The 17,640-nt window shown below is 59.6% G+C and carries 18 protein-coding genes and 1 pseudogene; 11 read left to right on the forward strand and 8 right to left on the reverse strand.

Annotated elements, in window-relative coordinates; translation table 11 throughout:
• The first annotated feature begins 5 nt into the window (after positions 1–5).
• Positions 6–707, forward strand: a complete 702-nt coding sequence (gene modB / locus LVY75_32350; GenBank protein XAZ23433.1) for a molybdate ABC transporter permease subunit — start codon at positions 6–8, stop codon at positions 705–707.
• Positions 704–1,774: a molybdenum ABC transporter ATP-binding protein gene (gene modC / locus LVY75_32355; GenBank protein ID XAZ23434.1), complete on the forward strand. Its 1,071-nt coding sequence runs from the start codon at positions 704–706 to the stop codon at positions 1,772–1,774. Before modB ends, modC begins: the two co-directional genes overlap by 4 nt.
• Here the strand turns inward: modC and LVY75_32360 are convergent, their stop codons facing one another.
• Positions 1,775–2,152, reverse strand: a complete 378-nt coding sequence (locus LVY75_32360) for a winged helix-turn-helix domain-containing protein (protein XAZ23435.1) — start codon at positions 2,150–2,152, stop codon at positions 1,775–1,777.
• A 208-nt stretch (positions 2,153–2,360) separates the two neighbouring features.
• Here LVY75_32360 and rsfS point away from each other — a divergent pair.
• From rsfS to LVY75_32390, 6 genes and pseudogenes are all read left to right on the forward strand, one after another.
• Positions 2,361–2,805, forward strand: a pseudogene (gene rsfS / locus LVY75_32365) (ribosome silencing factor).
• Positions 2,806–2,924: 119 nt separating this feature from the next.
• A complete protein-coding gene (gene rlmH, locus LVY75_32370; protein XAZ23436.1) occupies positions 2,925–3,407 on the forward strand; it encodes a 23S rRNA (pseudouridine(1915)-N(3))-methyltransferase RlmH in 483 nt (160 codons plus the stop codon).
• A gap of 154 nt (positions 3,408–3,561) precedes the next feature.
• Complete coding sequence (locus tag LVY75_32375; protein XAZ25877.1) at positions 3,562–4,971, forward strand: murein hydrolase activator EnvC; 1,410 nt, start codon at positions 3,562–3,564, stop codon at positions 4,969–4,971.
• On the forward strand, positions 4,961–6,283 hold the full coding sequence (locus LVY75_32380) for a S41 family peptidase (protein ID XAZ23437.1): 1,323 nt from the start codon (positions 4,961–4,963) through the stop codon (positions 6,281–6,283). The genes LVY75_32375 and LVY75_32380 overlap by 11 nt, the downstream gene beginning before the upstream one ends.
• Positions 6,284–6,360: 77 nt before the next feature.
• A complete protein-coding gene (locus LVY75_32385; GenBank protein ID XAZ23438.1) occupies positions 6,361–7,560 on the forward strand; it encodes a divergent polysaccharide deacetylase family protein in 1,200 nt (399 codons plus the stop codon).
• Between the two features lie 12 nt (positions 7,561–7,572).
• Entirely contained in the window at positions 7,573–8,106 is a 534-nt protein-coding gene (locus LVY75_32390) for an RNA pyrophosphohydrolase (protein ID XAZ23439.1), read from the forward strand.
• 86 nt (positions 8,107–8,192) lie between these two features.
• On the opposite strand, the gene bfr is transcribed toward LVY75_32390, so the two are convergent.
• From bfr to LVY75_32415, 5 genes are all read right to left on the reverse strand, one after another.
• Positions 8,193–8,678: a bacterioferritin gene (gene bfr / locus LVY75_32395; GenBank protein XAZ23440.1), complete on the reverse strand. Its 486-nt coding sequence runs from the start codon at positions 8,676–8,678 to the stop codon at positions 8,193–8,195.
• Positions 8,644–9,024 carry a (2Fe-2S)-binding protein gene (locus LVY75_32400; protein ID XAZ25878.1) on the reverse strand — a complete coding sequence of 127 codons (381 nt, stop codon included), beginning with the start codon at positions 9,022–9,024 and terminating at the stop codon, positions 8,644–8,646. Before LVY75_32400 ends, bfr begins: the two co-directional genes overlap by 35 nt.
• 103 nt (positions 9,025–9,127) lie before the next feature.
• A complete protein-coding gene (locus LVY75_32405) occupies positions 9,128–12,607 on the reverse strand; it encodes an error-prone DNA polymerase (GenBank protein XAZ23441.1) in 3,480 nt (1,159 codons plus the stop codon).
• Complete coding sequence (locus LVY75_32410) at positions 12,604–14,022, reverse strand: DNA polymerase Y family protein (GenBank protein ID XAZ25879.1); 1,419 nt, start codon at positions 14,020–14,022, stop codon at positions 12,604–12,606. The genes LVY75_32405 and LVY75_32410 overlap by 4 nt, the downstream gene beginning before the upstream one ends.
• A 40-nt stretch (positions 14,023–14,062) precedes the next feature.
• Positions 14,063–15,007, reverse strand: coding sequence for a hypothetical protein (locus LVY75_32415; GenBank protein XAZ23442.1), 945 nt, complete (start codon positions 15,005–15,007; stop codon positions 14,063–14,065).
• 162 nt (positions 15,008–15,169) lie between these two features.
• On the opposite strand from LVY75_32415, the gene LVY75_32420 reads away from it, so the two are divergent.
• Positions 15,170–15,607 carry a metallopeptidase family protein gene (locus LVY75_32420; GenBank protein ID XAZ23443.1) on the forward strand — a complete coding sequence of 146 codons (438 nt, stop codon included), beginning with the start codon at positions 15,170–15,172 and terminating at the stop codon, positions 15,605–15,607.
• A 2-nt stretch (positions 15,608–15,609) separates the two neighbouring features.
• Here LVY75_32420 and LVY75_32425 read toward each other — a convergent pair whose 3' ends face one another.
• Positions 15,610–15,816 carry a DUF1737 domain-containing protein gene (locus tag LVY75_32425; protein ID XAZ23444.1) on the reverse strand — a complete coding sequence of 69 codons (207 nt, stop codon included), beginning with the start codon at positions 15,814–15,816 and terminating at the stop codon, positions 15,610–15,612.
• Complete coding sequence (locus LVY75_32430; protein ID XAZ23445.1) at positions 15,816–16,721, reverse strand: CoA ester lyase; 906 nt, start codon at positions 16,719–16,721, stop codon at positions 15,816–15,818. The genes LVY75_32425 and LVY75_32430 overlap by 1 nt, the downstream gene beginning before the upstream one ends.
• Before the next feature lie 113 nt (positions 16,722–16,834).
• On the opposite strand from LVY75_32430, the gene LVY75_32435 reads away from it, so the two are divergent.
• The gene (locus LVY75_32435; protein XAZ23446.1) at positions 16,835–17,065 is read left to right on the forward strand and encodes a hypothetical protein; all 231 of its coding nucleotides are present in this window, start codon (positions 16,835–16,837) and stop codon (positions 17,063–17,065) included.
• A 111-nt stretch (positions 17,066–17,176) separates the two neighbouring features.
• Positions 17,177–17,596, forward strand: a complete 420-nt coding sequence (locus LVY75_32440) for a glyoxalase/bleomycin resistance/extradiol dioxygenase family protein (GenBank protein ID XAZ23447.1) — start codon at positions 17,177–17,179, stop codon at positions 17,594–17,596.
• Positions 17,597–17,640 lie beyond the last annotated feature (44 nt).

Here is a 17,640-nt window from a genome sequence, read left to right on the forward strand (position 1 = left end):
GACGCTTGGATATGTTCGGTTTGAGCGATGAGGAATGGACAGCGATCCTGTTGAGCCTGCGTATATCCTCCGTCGCCACTGTGGCGAGCCTGCCGCTCGGCATCCTGGTCGCCCTGTTGCTCGCGCGCGGTCGCTTTTGGGGAAAGTCCGTAGTGAACGGCATCGTCCACTTGCCACTGATCCTGCCGCCGGTCGTTACCGGCTTTATCCTCCTCGTCCTTTTCGGACGCCGTGGCCCGATCGGCAGCCTCCTGGATCAATATCTGGGCATCGTACTGGCCTTCCGCTGGACCGGTGCGGCACTCGCCTGCGGCGTCATGGGCTTCCCCCTGATGGTGCGTAGCATTCGTCTCTCCATCGAAGCCGTCGACCGGAAACTGGAGGAAGCTGCCGGGACGCTCGGCGCGAGCCCGGCCTGGGTTTTCCTGACCATCACGCTGCCGCTGATCATTCCCGGTGTCATCGTCGGCATGATCCTCTGCTTTGCCAAAGCGATGGGCGAGTTCGGCGCCACCATCACCTTCGTCTCCAACATCCCGGGCGAGACGCAGACACTATCGACCGCCATCTACACCTTTACCCAGGTGCCGGGCGGTGATGCCGTCGCCATGCGGCTTACCCTTATTTCCATCGCCATCTCCATGCTGGCCCTTCTCGCTTCGGAATTTCTCGCCTATCTCGCCGGCCGGAGGATCGATCCGGAATGACACTCATCGTCGAAGCAAGACATCGCCTCGGTGCCTTCGGGCTTGATGCCGCCTTTACATCCGAACGCGGGGTGACCGCTCTCTTCGGCCGTTCCGGCTCCGGCAAGACCTCCGTGATCCGTATCATTGCCGGCCTCACTCGACCGACTGATGGCCGGGTCCTGCTCGACGGCGAGGCGCTGACGGATACGGCAAAGGGCATCTTCATTCCCCAGCATCGCCGTCGCTTCGGCTATGTCTTCCAGGAAGCACGCCTCTTTCCGCACTTGAGCGTCCGCTCGAACCTCGCTTATGGCCGGTGGTTCACGCCGAAATCCGCACATACTGAAAATTTCGATCGCGTCGTCGATCTGCTCGGCATCGGCCAGCTGCTCGACCGCAGCCCTTCAAAGCTGTCGGGAGGCGAGAAGCAGCGTGTCGCGATCGGTCGCGCGTTGCTTGCTTCGCCGCGCCTGCTGCTGATGGACGAGCCCCTGGCCGCATTGGATGAAGCCCGCAAGGGCGAGATCTTGCCCTATCTCGAGCGTCTGCGCGACGAGATGGATATTCCGATCGTCTATGTCAGCCATTCGATCGCCGAAGTCGCGCGCCTCGCAAATCAGGTCGTCGTCATGCGTGACGGCAAGGTGGAAGCGGCAGGTCCTGCGACAGAAGTCCTCAGTCGCTTCTCGCTGCTGCCGGAAGACCGAAGAGAGGCGGGCGCCGTGCTGGAAGGGACAGTCGAGAGCATCGATTTGACCAATCGAATTTCGGTGGTGCTGCTGAAGGCGGGCAGGCTCTATGTTCCGGGTGCCTCGCCGCCTGCGGGCAGAGCCGTGCGCATCCGCATCCCCGCCCGAGACGTGATGCTGGCAACACTAAAGCCCGAAGGGTTGAGCGCTCTCAACATTCTGGAAGGGACCATCTCGCAGGTTTCACCGGCGGAGGATGGAACCGTCGAGATCCGCCTCGATTGCGCCGGTGATGCCGTACTCTCGCGCATCACCGCACTGTCCTGCGAGCGCCTGGGGCTAAATCCGGGCATGCCCGCTTTCGCCGTTATCAAGACTGTCGCGCTGGAAGCCTGATCAACGCCGGTCGTCCGGCTGCGGGTTACGGTTATTTTCCAGCCAGGTGAGATCGTCGGCAAGACTGCTGCGCACGGTTTTTTCCATGTTGCGAAAGCGCGCTAGCAATTGGTTCCCGAATGGCGTCAATGCCGCACCGCCGCCCTTCTGGCCGCCGCGCTGTGATTCAACCACCTGAGCCTTGAACATGCGATTCATCTCGGCAACAAGCAGCCATGCGCGGCGATAGGACATGTCCATTGCGCGGCCGGCAGCCGAGATCGAACCTGTCTCGCGGATATGCTCGAGCAGCTCCATCTTGCCGCGGCCGAGGCGATCGTCATCGGGAAAGGTGATTCGCAGGACGGGCGTAAGGGAATTTTTGGCGGGTTCGGTCATATCGGTCGGAATTTGGAGACATTATCGGCACTTTACGCCCGACCGCAGACGCTGTACATCGCAACTCCATTCGACCTGGGGTCGAAATCTCGATTTCGTGACGCCAAATGCGGCTTTTGGCCGTTCGCGCGGTGCGCCGCGTCTTGAAACGTTAATGGTTTGATGCCTATCTTAACCATGATCCGGTGACGCCGGATCTGTGTTGTGCATGGTTTGTCATTCCAGGAAAGGGAAAGCACTGACAACAGTACACGCCAAGGGAAAAAACGCTTGCCGTTCTCCCGAAGGGTTCGGAACGTGGCGCCGATGCCGCCGCCCGTGCTCTGGAAGCCGTCCTCGTCAGCCTCGAGGACTCCAAAGCTGAAGATATCGTCACCATCAACATTGCCGGAAAATCGGCGCTGGGAGACTACATGGTTGTTGTCTCCGGCCGCTCGAACAGGCACGTCATGGCGATCGCCGATCATCTTCTGACTGATCTCAAGGACGAGGGTTTCGGTACAGCCCGCGTCGAGGGTCAGGAAGGCGGTGACTGGATCCTCATCGACACCGGTGACATCATCGTGCATGTGTTCCGTCCCGAAATTCGCGAGTTCTACAACATCGAAAAGATGTGGGCGGCTCCGGATATGGACGAGGAAACGCGGCACTGACAGGCAGCCCGGCATTCGCCCGGCGCCTGAGACGTGGTAACTGGCCGGGCCAGCTTTCGATCGCTGGCCGGTAAGTCCACATTGCGCTTCTTGAAGCGCGGCATAGCAGGAGTGGATGAATGCGGATTGGTCTTTTTGCGGTGGGTCGGCTGAAGTCCGGCCCCGAAAAGGATCTTGCGGCCCGCTATTTCGACCGTTTTGCCAAGGCCGGCCCTGCGGTTGGCCTGGAATTCTCTCGCATCGCCGAAGTGGCTGAAAGCCGCGCCTCCAATGCGGAGACCCGCAAGCGTGAGGAGGCGGCCATGCTGCAGAAGTCGCTCTCTGAAGGCAGCATCCTCATTCTCCTCGATGAACGCGGCAAGGCGCTGGACAGCGAGGCTTTCGCCAATCTCCTCGGCACCTATCGCGATCAGGGCAAACGCGACCTGACGATCGCGATCGGCGGCGCCGATGGCCTCGATCCTTCCCTCTACGACCGGGCCGACACGACCCTTTGCCTTGGCAAGATGACATGGCCTCATCAGATCGTCCGCACGCTGATTGCCGAACAGCTCTATCGGGCGGTGACCATCCTTTCCGGCCACCCCTACCATCGTGTCTGACGCAGCCAAAAACACTCACGCAGCCGTGTTTTGCGTGACGACCTCTTCTCCTTCAAACTTTCTGGCCAACGGCCCCAAATCAGCTTAGGTTCCGGGCGATTTGAACGAGTAAACCCCGACACGCATGACGAGAGCTGCCCCCAAGCGATCCCGCCTGTTTTTGCCGGCCGTTGCCGCAGGGCTCGGTGCGACCGTCATTGCCATTTCGGGAAACCCCTTTGCCGTACAGGCGCAGGACGCGCCGCCTCCGCCCGCAGCAGCCGAACAGACCGCCCCGGTCACGTCAGCCGAGCAACCGCCACCTGACCCCGCGGCCGAACTGGCGAAGAAGCGCGACGAGACGCGGGCCGAACTCGACAAGCTGTCGAAGACGATCAACCTCTCCTCGGACAAGGTGAGCGAGCTTCAAAGCAGCATCGACAATCTGGAAAAGAGCACCGCAAGCATTCGACAGGCGCTGATCGATTCCGCCGCCCGCCGGAAATCCCTGGAAGGCAAGATTCTCGACAGCGAAAAGAAGCTCGCTGACATCGGCGTCAAGGAAGACGGCATTCGCCGTTCGCTGCACGAGCGCCGCGGCGTTTTGGCCGAGGTCCTTGCCGCCTTGCAGCGTATGGGCCGCAACCCGCCGCCCGCCCTTCTCGTCACACCCGACGACGCCCTTGCCTCGGTCCGCAGCGCTATTCTGCTCGGCGCCGTCGTTCCGGGCATCCGCAAGGAGACCGAAAAGCTGGCGGCCGATCTTGCCAATCTTTCAGCATTGCAGACGGCAAGCGCCAAGGAGAAGGAAGATCTGACCATCACCATGGCAAACAGCCTGGAGGAGGAGCGGCGCATGGACTTGCTGCTTGCCGAAAACGACAAGCTGAGCCGCACCAATACCGCCGAACTGGAAGCCGAGAAGCACCGATCCCAGGAACTGGCAAGCAAGGCGACGACGCTCGAAAGCCTCGTTGCCTCGATGGAAACGGAGATCGCCTCCGTGCGCGACGCCGCCGCTGCCGCCCGGCAGGCAGAGGAAAACCGCAAGCTCCTGACCGACGAGCAGCGCGCCCAGGCAAAGGCCCTGGCCGACAGCGGAGTGCCCGATAAAAACCGCATTGCGCCCGCATATCCCTTCGGAGAATTGAAGGCGAAGCTGGAGTTGCCTGTGGCGGGCGATATTCTGCGCCAGTTCGGAGATGCCGATGGCACCGGACACGAGGCCATGGGAATGACTGTTGCGACCAATCCGGAAACGGTGGTGACTGCGCCTGCTGACGGGCTGGTGGTTTTTGCCGGCGCTTTCCGCAGCTATGGCCAGATGATCATCCTCGACGCTGGCGACGGATACCACCTGGTTATCTCAGGCATGGATACGATCAGCACTCGTCAGGGAAAATTCGTTTTCTCCGGCGAACCGCTGGCCGTGATGGGTGCTAAAAGAGTGGCAAGCGCAACCGCATTGGCGCTGGAAACAGATCGGCCAACGCTTTACATTGAGTTTCGAAAGGACGGTAAACCGGTCGATTCCCGACCGTGGTGGACCGCCAAAGACACTGGAAAGGCACGCAATGATTCGTAGGGCTTCTCTTGTTCTGGTCGGCGCACTGATGGGCGCGACCGCGATGAGCGTCATTTACTCCGCAGGCGTGCCTGCAGAGGCGGCGGGAGCATCGACCTATAAGGAGCTTTCGGTATTCGGTGACGTCTTCGAACGCGTGCGTGCGCAATACGTAACGCCGCCGGCAGAGGACAAGCTCATCGAGAGCGCCATCAACGGCATGCTGTCCTCGCTCGATCCGCATTCCAGCTACATGAATGCGAAGGACGCCGAAGACATGCGCACCCAGACCAAGGGTGAGTTTGGCGGCCTCGGTATCGAAGTCACCATGGAAGACGAGCTCGTCAAGGTCATCACCCCGATCGACGACACTCCCGCAGCCAAGGCTGGCGTTCTCGCCGGCGATTATATCTCCGAGATCGACGGCCAGTCCGTCCGCGGCCTGAAGCTCGAAGACGCCGTCGAGAAGATGCGCGGCGCCGTCAACACGCCGATCAAGCTGACGCTGATCCGCAAGGGCGCTGACAAGCCGATCGAACTGACGATCGTGCGTGACGTCGTTGCCGTCCAGGCCGTCAAGTCGCGCGTCGAGGATGATGTCGGTTACCTGCGTGTCATCTCCTTCACCGAAAAGACCTATCCGGATCTCGAAAAGGCGATCCAGAAGATCAAGGCGACCGTTCCTGCCGACAAACTCAAGGGCTTCGTTCTTGACTTGCGTCTCAATCCCGGCGGTCTGCTCGATCAGGCGATCAACGTATCCGATGCCTTCCTGGAGCGCGGCGAAGTGGTATCCACCCGCGGCCGCAATCCGGATGAGACGCGCCGCTTCAATGCCGGCCCCGGTGACCTGACCGACCACAAGCCGCTCATCGTTCTCATCAACGGCGGTTCGGCTTCCGCGTCGGAAATCGTTGCCGGCGCCCTGCAGGATCTGCGTCGTGCCACCGTTCTCGGCACCCGCTCCTTCGGCAAGGGCTCCGTCCAGACGATTATTCCGCTCGGCGAAAACGGCGCGCTGCGCCTGACGACGGCGCTCTACTACACGCCATCGGGTCGCTCGATCCAGGGCACCGGCATTACGCCTGACATCAAGGTGGAAGAGCCCCTTCCGGCCGATCTCCAGGGCAAGATGGTGACCGAGGGCGAATCCGCCCTGCGCGGCCACATCAAGGGCCAGAGCGAGACTGAGGAAGGTTCGGGCTCGGTCGCCTATGTCCCGCCGGATCCAAAGGACGACGTCCAGCTCAACTACGCACTCGACCTGCTGCGCGGCAAGAAGACCGATCCGTCCTTCCCGCCGGACCCTGAAAAGGCCGTGGTCGCCAAGTAATTCTTCGATTTCAAGGCCGGGCGATTGTCCGGCCTTGAAGCTTTCTGCTGTTTCCCGGTTTTGGAGCGGGCAAGGAATTGGGAACGGACCTGCATGCACCCCTAGGCCGCAACCGTAAGGCTGCGCGCAAACGCCCCGGCATATTGCGGATCGGGCAGATAGTCGCGAGCATCTGTCTTGTCGCGATCGGCGGGTTTTCTCTTTACACGGCATTTCACGACGACGGCCTCGAGCGGTCGAAACCGCCGGCATCGCAGGATGTCACGGCCGCTCCGCCGACCGACACGATCCAGCAACCGCCGGCCTCGGGCAATCAGACAGCAAACGGCATGCCACGCTCAGAACCGAGCTCAGGCGCCAACGTGGAACGCATGGTGACCGGAGACGGCTCCGTCGTAACCAAGTACAGTCCGCGCCCACGCGACGGCAACGGCCCGGTTCTGGTCGACGCCATGCAGATGGGCCAGGATCCCCGCATGGCCGCCCTCCCCAACGACAATCTGCTGGAAGATACGCCCTTCGGCCGGCTGCCGATCACAGGCCCCGACGGCAAGCGGCCGATGGATCAATATGCGCGTCCCTGGTCCGGCACGCGCGGCACACGCATCGCGATCGTCCTCAGCGGCCTCGGTCTCAGCCAGACCGGCACACAGCGCGCCATCAAGCAATTGCCGGAAGAAATCACTTTCGCCTTTGCCGCCAGCGGCAACAGCCTGCAGCGCTGGATGCAGGATGCCCGTCGCGGCGGCCATGAAATATTGCTGCAAGTGCCGCTGGAACCATTCGATTACCCGGCGAATGATCCAGGCCCGGATACGCTGCTGACCTCGAAGCCAGTGGCACGCAATATCGAAAGCCTGCACCGGTCCATGGGCGAGATCACGAATTATACCGGCATCATGAACTACCTGGGCGGACGTTTCCTCTCCGATCCCAAGGCCATGGAGCCGGTCATGCGCGATATCGGCAAGCGCGGGCTGCTGTTCCTCGACGACGGCACTTCGGCACAATCCAAGACAGCTGCGGTCGCCAAAGGCACGGAGCTTCCTTATGCTTTCGCCGATCTGCAACTGGACAGCCAGGTCGACGTGAACACGATCCTGCAGAAACTCGACGAATTGGAGCGTATCGCTCGCCGCAACGGCCAGGCAATCGGGGTTGCCTCGGCTTTCGACGAGAGCATTGACGCGATCTCCAAATGGAGCGAGGAAGCGGCCATGCGCGGCATTGAGATTGTCGGCGTTGCAGCACTCGTCAACGACCCCAAGAATCCCTGAGCGGAGAGAACCATGAGCCAGGCGACTGTAAGAGCCGAGGACCTGCCCTATCGCCCCTGCGTCGGCGTAATGATCCTGAACCGCGAGGGCCTTGTCTGGGCCGGACGGCGCATCCCTGACGGCAATTCTGAATATGACGGCTCGCCGCAGCTCTGGCAGATGCCCCAAGGCGGCATCGACAAGGGCGAGGACCCGCTGGAAGCGGCCTATCGCGAACTTTACGAAGAGACCGGCATCCGGACCGTGACGCTGCTTGCCGAGGCGAAAGACTGGATCAATTACGACCTGCCGCCGCAACTGATCGGCATCGGCTTAAGGGGCAAGTATCGCGGCCAGACGCAGCGCTGGTTTGCCTTCCGCTTCGAAGGCGATGAAAGCGAGGTCGCCATCAACCCGCCCCCCGGCGACCATGAGGCGGAATTCGACGCCTGGGAGTGGAAGCCGATGGAGGAACTGCCGGGCCTGATCGTTCCCTTCAAGCGCACTGTCTATGAATGGGTCGTGGCGGAATTCCGTCATCTTTCCGGCCTGATCCCGGAAGACTGAGCGTCAAACGAAGCTGTCATCGATGCGCAATAAACGAAGCCGGCCGCCTGAAAGGCGACCGGCCGAGATAGGATGTCGATGGTGAATTACTCGGCTTCGTTCGCCGAGTCTGCGTTGAGCTGGCCGTATTTGGCTTCACCGATCTTCTCGAGCAGATCGAGTTGGGTTTCGAGGAAATCGATATGGCCTTCCTCGTCTGCCAGCAGCTCTTCGAAGAGCTTCATGGAAACGTAATCGCCGGCGTCATGACAGATGTCGCGAGACTTCTTGTAGGCGGTGCGGGCGTCGTATTCTCCGGCAAGATCGGCTTCCAGCACTTCCTTGACGTTCTGCCCAATACGCAGCGGTGCAAGCGTCTGCAGATTGGGATGGCCTTCGAGGAAGATGATACGCGCGACCAGGCGGTCGGCATGGTGCATTTCCTCGATCGATTCGGCGCGCTCCTTCTTGGCGAGTTTGGTATAACCCCAGTCCTCAAGAAGGCGATAGTGAACCCAATACTGGTTGACTGCGCCGAGTTCTAGAAAGAGGGCCTCGTTAAGCCGCTCGATGACCTTTTTGTCGCCTTTCAATGTCCGCTCTCCTGTTTTCCTCGTGGAATTGTTTCAAGCGGGACATGAAATCAAATATTTCGGCCTCCGTCGAGTGGCGACGGGCATGATAATCTTCGGTTGTCCGGATGATGATATCGACAACGTTCGGGAAGCAACCGCAGCAACGGCCGCGCTTGGCCATGGCGTGATAGACCTTCGCAGGTACGATAAGCTGCCAGCAATCTTCATCGAGAAGATTGTTGATAACGTCCCGGATTTCCTTGTCGGTTATGTAATTGCAACTGCAGACGAGCACGTCTTCATTCCAAACATGACACTTACTATCGTGTTTTCTGCAAAAGAAGATAGGGACTGTCAAGAAAATTCGCGACCCTCATCCGATCACGATTCGGCAGCGGGACATCACACACTGGCGAGCTTGTCTTTAAGTCCTTAAGAAGCATCAATTTCCAGGCTGCGAAGACCCATCAGTGGAAATTGCGCCCGCGCGGCATCACGCTCGCGGTCTCCGCGATGTCGCCATCCTTCGCCCGCTCTGATGGCCTTTTCTCGCCGATCTTCCTGAGCAGGTTGTCCCGCGCCAGGCTATCCGCCTCCTTCCGCTGCCGGTGATCCTGTGTCGCGCGCAACACCTCGTCCGAGCGTTCGCTGGCGCCGAAGCGTTTCGTCTCTCGCTGAAGGATACCGAGCAGCGGCGTCATATCCTCGATATGTTCGACAACGGTATGGATGACGCCGCTCTGGCTTTGTAATTTGCCATAGATTTTCACGAGCCGGGCGCCCATGACCACGGCGCGGTATTTTTCGAAGACTTTCTTCCAGACGATGGCATTGGCAACGCCGGTTTCGTCCTCCAGCGTCATGAAGATCACACCTTTCGCGGAACCCGGCTGCTGGCGCACCAGCACCAATCCCGCGATGATCACGCGCCTCCCATTCGTAACGCGAAGCAGATCGACATTGCGCGTCACCCCTGTCCTGCCTAGCTCTTCACGCAGGAAGGAAACGGGATGCCCTTTCAAAGAGAGCGACAGGTAGCGGTAATCCTCGATGACCTGTTCGCCCGGCAGCATGTCAGGGAGCTTGGCAGCCGGCTCAGGCTGAAGATCGATGTGGCGAACCTTCTCGAAGAGCGGCAGTTCCTCAGTCGCGCTTTTCACATCCAGTGCTCGCACCGCCCACAACGCCTGACGTCGTGATAGTCCGATGGATTGAAAGGCATCTGCATCTGCCAGCCGCTCAATGACAGATTTCTGCAGGCCGGAGCGTAACCAGAGGTCACGTACAGAATGGTAACGCTCACCTCGGTTTTCGATGAGCCTTCCCATATCTTTAGAGGAAACACCCTTGATCTGCAGAAGACCAAGCCGAACAGCATGGCGAGTCTTGATGATATCCCGCATCTCGCCGTGGCGAAAATCGATTGCTGCCGGCTCAAAAGCCGCCTCTTCAAGAGTACACTCCCAATTCGACAGATTGATATCTGCCGGCAGGATTTTCACCCCATGCTCGCGTGCATCCCGCACCAGTTGCGCCGGCGCATAAAAGCCCATCGGCTGCGAATTCAGCATCGCCGCGCAGAAGACGTCGGGATAATAGGCTTTCAGCCACGAGGATGCATAGACGAGCAGAGCAAATGAGGCCGCATGGCTCTCGGGAAAGCCATATTCACCAAAACCCTTGATCTGGTTGAAACATTGCTCCGCGAACTCAGGGTCGTAGCCATTTTTAATCATTCCATCCACGAACCGTTTTTGGAAACTATCAATGGTGCCGGTTCTCTTGAATGTCGCCATCGACCGTCGGAGCCGATCTGCTTCTGCTGGTTCAAAGTCTGCTGCGGTAATGGCGATCTGCATGGCCTGCTCCTGAAACAGGGGAACCCCAAGGGTTCTTTCAAGAACAGTTTTTAGTTTCTCACTTGGATATTCGATGGGAAGATTCTTATCCCGCAACTCTCTACGCTTCAGATAAGGATGTACCATGTTGCCTTGAATTGGCCCTGGCCGGACAATCGCCACTTCAATGACAAGGTCATAAAACACGCGTGGTTTTAGGCGCGGCAGCATGCTCATCTGAGCTCGGCTTTCGATCTGGAAAACGCCAAGCGTATCGGCGCGGCCCATCATGTCGTAGACAGGCTCACCCTCCTCTCCGTGCTCCTTATTGCCGAGATCAGCGAGCGTCTTCTTTACATCGTAGTGTAGTTCAAGCAGCGTGAAGGCCCTTCGCAGGCAAGTCAGCATACCAAGCGCCAGCACATCCACCTTGAGGATCTGGACATTATCGAGGTCATCCTTGTCCCACTCGATCATGTAGCGATCCGGCATTGCCGTCTTCATGATCGGCACCACCTCATCGAGCCGGTCTCGCGTAATAACGAAACCGCCGACATGCTGGGTAAGGTGACGCGGAAAGCTCAAAAGCTCGGAGGCGTATTTCAGCACGTTCCACGTCACCCGATCCTTCATATCGAGGCCGGCCGCCTTCGCATCCCGTTCCGAAAGATTGTCCTCGGACCAACCCCAGACCAGACTGCTGATTGCCGACTGGACATCTTCCGACAGACCGAAGGCCTTGGCGACCTCGCGACCGGCCGAACGGGTGCGGTAGCTGGTAACAGCTGCTGTCAGACCGGCATGCTCATGACCGTATCTTTTATAAATGGACTGAATGACATCTTCCCGCCGTTCATGCTCGAAATCGACATCGATATCGGGCGGTTCGTCCCGATCCATCGAAATGAACCGGTCGAAGAGAAGCGTGGTCTTTGTGGGATCGACTTCCGTGATCTCAAGGCAGTAGCAAATGACTGAGTTGGCCGCCGAACCACGTCCCTGACAGAGGATCTTGAGCACATGGCGGGCGTGATGAATGATCTTATGGACCGTCAGAAAGTATGAGGCGTAATTCTTGCGCTTAATCAGATCCAACTCGTAGGCGATCTGTTCATCAACCTTTTTCGGAATCTCATCAGGGTAGCGCTTTATCGCACCCGCTCTGGTAAGCCTCTCAAGCGTCTCCTGTGGTGTTTCGCCAGGATCGTTTTCAGGCGGATAATTGTGCTTCAATTCATTCAGCGAAAAGCTCAGCTTCCCGAAGAACAGCTGCGCATTCTCGACCGCATCCGGATAATCCCGGAAGATCCTCGATATTTCACGTGAATCCTTGAGATAGCGCTCTGCATTCGGTGCCAGAAGGAATCCGGCTTCCGATATCTCCACATGCTCCCGTATGGCGATCACGATATCCGAAAGCGGCCGGCGCTCGGTGTCATGATAGAGCGGCTGATTGGTCGCAATCAGAGGCACCCGGTTGCGGGCGGCAAGCATGGCAAGCACCGCAAAGGCCTGCCGGTCGCGGCCGTCATAGGCTGGTGACAGCGCCATGAAAAACGCCTTGCGGAACCGTTTGCGGAACCGGTCCAGATATTCTTCAAGAGCAGGCTGGCAACCCGGATCATTTACGACAGCCCGGTCGGGGACGAGGGCGAACATCATCTCGTCACCCCATTCCATAAGCTCCGCTTCCGTCAGGATGCAGGTTCCCTTGACCGCTTCTTCCTTCAGATTGCCGGCACTGAGCAGACGGCAGAGATTTGCCCAACCTTTCCGGTTGCACGGATAGGCAAGGACATCAGGTGTTCCATCCGAAAAAACGAGGCGGGCACCCGGCTGAACCCGGATAGGATCGAAAATGATCTCCGTTTTTCCCTTCTTCTTCGCCTCGGCTAAAATCGCATCCCTGTTCCTGTATCTCTCCTCAAGCTGCTGTGCCTGCGCATGGGCCCGCACCACGCCGGCAACCGAATTCCGGTCCGCGATGCCGAGGCCGCCGAGCTTCAGGCAGGCCGCCTGTACGACCATCTCTTCAGGCTTCGAAGCGCCTTCGAGGAACGAAAAATTCGTCTTCGCGCCGATCTCGAAAAATGCCGGTTCGGGTCTCATGCAAAGACCCCATGCATGAACCATCGAGGATCGGGGCTGTCTCCATAGAGACCCCGGCGATAGATCCAGAAGCGGTGGCCGGCCTCATCCTCGATCCGGAAATAATCCCGCGCTTCGGCATCATCGCCATCGATCCACCATTCCATGGCAATTCGTTCAGGGCCTTCGCTTCTTGCCACCTGATGCTGCAGGCGCCGCCACCGGAAAGTCTGCGGCGCACCGTCAGGTACTTCGGCAAATGCGACCTCGACCGGCTCCGGCGTTGCAAAGAGCCGCAGCGGACGTTCCTCACGAAAAGGCAGCGCGCGCCTCTGCTCTGATTTGCGCCGTGCCGGAAGGTTCTCCATTGCCGGGACCGTGATGACGGCGCGCTCCGGCACGTGGCTCTCCCGAAGCTGGAAGCTCTGCAGGCAATCCGCACCAAGCCGGGCCGCGACACGGTCGACAAAACTCGAAAGCGAGATTTCCCCCTGTCGATCTCCCTCGAAATCACCCTGCGCATCGTTGAACGGATCATGCCGCAATACATTCAGGCGCAGGATCTCAAAACCATAGCCGGCGTCGATATCGTCATAGATCACCTGTAGGCGCTCGAAAAATAGTCCCGCTATAAGCTTCGGTTCGCGAAGCGGCCGCGAGGCCCCGACGGAAATGCGGTAAACCCGGCCATCGACACGAAACAGCACCAGTTCGAACACCCGCCCGCCGGCGCCACGCGTTTCCAGAGAGGGTTTCAGTGATATGGCAACCTGCCCGGTAACGGCGAGGATCTGTTCCTCCGTTCCGATCGGCTCGGCCAGGCGACATTCGGAAGAGAGGCTGGCAACGGGAAGCCGGGGCGAAATCGGCTCCTCTTCATGGCCCAGCGCCTGATCGAGGCGCAGCAGCAGTGCCGGCCCGAAGCGGCGGGTCAGCGGCGCCCGCGGCGCATGGATAACGTCACCGACATATTTGAGGCCGAGCTTCCTCAAGGCATCGACAGTCTGGCCTTCCAGCCGCAGGGCCGCGACGGGCAGCGGCATCAGCATGCGCTCACTCTCCTCGTCGTCCACGACGCCACCCTGTCCGAAACGGGAGACAGCCCAAGAAAGACCAGGCGACGAGGAGATCGCGCCTCTCGCATCAAGCCCCATATGAAAGAGCCGTGACAGGATATCCTGAAGCAGCGCCCTTTCCCCGCCGAAGAGATGAGCGCAGCCGGTAATATCCAGAAACAGCCCATCCTTGCCGTCGAGCGCCACCATCGGTGTATAGCGGTCGCACCAGTCAGCAATCGCCTCCAGCAGCCGGCGGTCGGCCGCAGGATCCTCTTCCACGACATCGAGCGCCGGATACATGGCGCGCGCCTCGGCAACGCCCTGCTCCTTCCGCAATCCCAGCTTCTCGGCGAATTCATCCAGCGCCGTCAGCCGCATGGCATTGTTGAGCTTGCCGGAACAGACGAGGGGGGCCGCTTCAGGACGCCCTTTCGAACGCCAGGACAGCCCCCATCGCCTGCGGGCGATGCGGTCCGTTGGCAGATGCGGAAAGCTGAGCGACAGAATGCGCGGACTGTTCGCCTGGAGGGCGAGCGAAGCTTGGTTCGTTGACGGGGAGAAATTCGCGTTCATGGGGATTCCACTCCAGAAGACAGGAGAGCGGGGCCGGATTGCGGCTCTTCTCCAGCGTGAGACGGAAAATCGGATTGCCGATGCTGCCGGAAAGTTTTGATCCGTCCGGCAACGGTCGCAGATCCGACGGCGCCGGCTCGACATGCAGGCGGAAGGCGGCACTGCTCGCTTCCTCCTCTCCCGCCTGCCGGAGGAGAAAGAGCGGACGCTGCACCGCACGCGCCCTGAGACTGAGCCGGCGGCTTTCGGTCAGGCCGAAATGCAGGGGATTTCCGCGCACTTCGAAGACGACGGCCGAGAAGGCAGCACTTTCGATGGCTGCTTCCGCCAGCCAGAGCGCATCCTCCAGCTTGCGTGGCGCGGCATGGAAAAACCTCTCCGGCTTCAGCCCGAAATCCCTCAGCCCCGGAGCATAAGGGCGCCCCGCCTCCAATGTGCCGACAACATCACCGATCCAGAGCAGCGGCAGCAGCCTGCTGGTCTCCTCCTCCTGCTTCTGCAATCGCGCCGCAATGGCCATCGCCAGACCACTTGCCGCCCCTGCATCGCAAGAACTCGCCGCGCGAAATTCGGTAATTGCATCGAGCTGAAGGCCACCTTCCAAGGCGTCATCGAACTGCTCCACACCGAAAGGCAGGCGCGGCAGAATGCGCTCCTGAAGCCTCTCGCGCCCTTCCGACAAGGCTTCCCGTTCCGCTGCGGCCAGCGCCGGCGCGGACTTTCCCTCCAGTCGGGCAATGGTTTCGCGGAGCGCAAAAAGCCGCTCGCGCGCCAGGGCGGTCTGCGCCATGGCGGTCTCTCCATTCGTCTTGTTCCTGTTATGTTCCTATGGATTCCAGAGCTCTAATAAAGAGTCAACCGTCATTTTATAAGAATTTATTCCTGCCTTTGATTCCGCACTCGAAAATCGGCGATAAAGGTTCTATATGGGCCGGCAAAGGAAGGAATATTCATGGCCCACGTAGACCGGAGCGATGATTGGCGGGATCGCCATGCGCCGACGATCAGCACCTTCGAGTCGCTGGCAATGGAGGCCTACAGCCATCTGCCGGACGAATTTCGCAAGCTGACGACCAATCTGAACATCGAAATCGAAGACTTCCCCGATGACGAAGTTTTCGAGGATATGGCGCTTGAAACACCCTTTGACCTGCTCGGCCTTTTCGAGGGACGCGGCATTTCGGAGCGCTTTACCGTGGAAACCGGCGAGATGCCGAACCGCATCCGCCTCTATCGCCGTCCGATCCTCGATTACTGGGCCGAAAACGACGAAACGCTGGGCGACATCATCACCCATGTGCTGATCCATGAGATCGGCCACCACTTCGGCCTCAGCGACGATGACATGGAACGCATTGAGGCAAGCGCCGAAGAAGCGGCCGAACGCTGACCTTATTGCTCGGACAGCTTCATGTCCGGGTGATAATCCTTACCCTCGACGTCCTTGACGACGGCCTGGCCACACTGCATCTGGCCGGTCGCAGCGTTGAAGCTATAGGTGGGCGAGCCCGACAGCGACCAGCCCTTGTTCAGCGCGGCCGTCACCTTGTGGCAGAAGGAAGCGTCGTCGGGACCGGTCAGGAAGCGGTAGAGTTTCATCAGGCGGGCTTTCTTGCGGAAATCAGGTGCGCTTTATGGACCAGAGCTTCCGCCTGGACAAGATGCAGCCGCTCGATCATCCGCCCGTTCGCATTGATGACATTGAGCCCATCGGTCGCCGGGTCGGCAAAGGCGGCGATGATAGCCTCCGCCTCCGCGATCTCCTCCTCGTCAGGTCCGAAATGCACGTTGGCGGCTGCAATCTGCGCCGGATGGATCAGCATCTTTCCGGCAAAACCCATGGCACGCCCCTGCTCGCATTCGGCATCGAAGCCATCGCCATCCCGGAAATCGTTGAACACGCTGTCGAGCGCATCGAGACCGTAGGCTTTTACTGCCAGAACGACCTGCATCAGCCAGGGCACGAGATAGGTCCGCCCCGGCTGCGGCAAGACGCCCGTTTCCTTGCGCAGATCGTTGAGCCCGACGACCAGGCAATCGAGCCGTGATCCCGGTGTGCGGCCGGATTCGGCGATTGCTGCGGCATTCAGCACGCCGCGCGGCGTCTCGATCATCGCCCAGATGCGCAATTCGTCCGGCGCATAGGCTTCGGCAAGCAGATCACCGATGGCCATGACGTCCTGCGGTTCGTCCACCTTCGGCAGGAGAACGGCATCGGGCGATAATGTCTTTATCAGCTCCAGATCCGCCAGCCCGTATCCGGATGACAAAGAGTTGATGCGGATGATCCTTTCCTTGCCCTCAAGCGGCGGTCCGGCAAAAAAAGCTTTCAGATTGTCTCGGGCTTCCGCTTTCTTATCGGGGGCTACGGAATCCTCCAGATCGAAAATAACTGCATCGCAATCAAGGGAATAGGTCTTTTCAAGCGCCCGCGCATTGATGGCGGGCACGCTCAGTACAGAACGGCGCAGACGCAGGGAACGGAGAGGTGGTGTTCGGCTCATGGATTATTAGTGCCAAGCTTCGCAAAACCCGGCAAGACAACAAAAAGCCATGCTTGGCTTGCAGAGAGAAAAAAGAAGGACCACATTCCTTTCCGTAGAAAGGTCTCTAACCAATGCAGAACATTCGCTCCATCTTCTTCATGCTTGCCGGCGCCACGGTTTTCGTAGCCATGCTGCTTCTCACCTTCTCGGTCACGCTCGCCGTCGGCGGCATCCTGACCGTGCTCATGGTCGGTCGCGCCCTTTCGATGAAGATGAAGCCCGCTCCCGTCCGCGCCCGCGCTGACGGCAAGCGCGAAATGCGCATCTGGAACGACGGCCGCGGCACCATCATCGATCTCTGATCGCTTTTCCCTGAAAATTCTGACCGACATTGTCGGCTCACACTCCCTTGCTACGTCCTTGAAGCAGCCGAGCATTCAGCCGGCACTTCAAAAAACGAATGGAGGACGAGCATGGACGCGATGGAGAGCAACCAAGCCAAGATGCCGCCGGTCAAGAATGGCCTGCTTCCCTATCTGACGGTCGATGGCGCGGCAAAGGCTGCGGAATTCTACAAGAAGGCTTTCGGCGCCGAACAGGCCTATATCGTGCCGCCCGACGAGAGTGGCCGTACGATGCACGTGCACCTTTATATCAACGGCAGTTCCCTCATGCTGTCTGATGCCTATCCGGAATACGGCCATCCCTTCAAAGGCCATGAAGGTTTCGCCATCCAGCTGGTCATCGACGATATCGATTTCTGGTGGGACCGCGCAGTGGCTGCCGGCGCCGAAGTCGTCATGCCGGTCGAACTGATGTTCTGGGGCGACCGCTACGGCCAGCTTCGTGATCCGTTCGGCGTGCTCTGGGGCCTGAACGCCCCATCCAAATAAAGGCCAAGTAAGAGGACGCTCGCAATCGGCAGGCCGCGCGAAAC

The organism is Sinorhizobium sp. B11 (genome assembly GCA_039725955.1).
GTDB lineage: Bacteria > Pseudomonadota > Alphaproteobacteria > Rhizobiales > Rhizobiaceae > Rhizobium.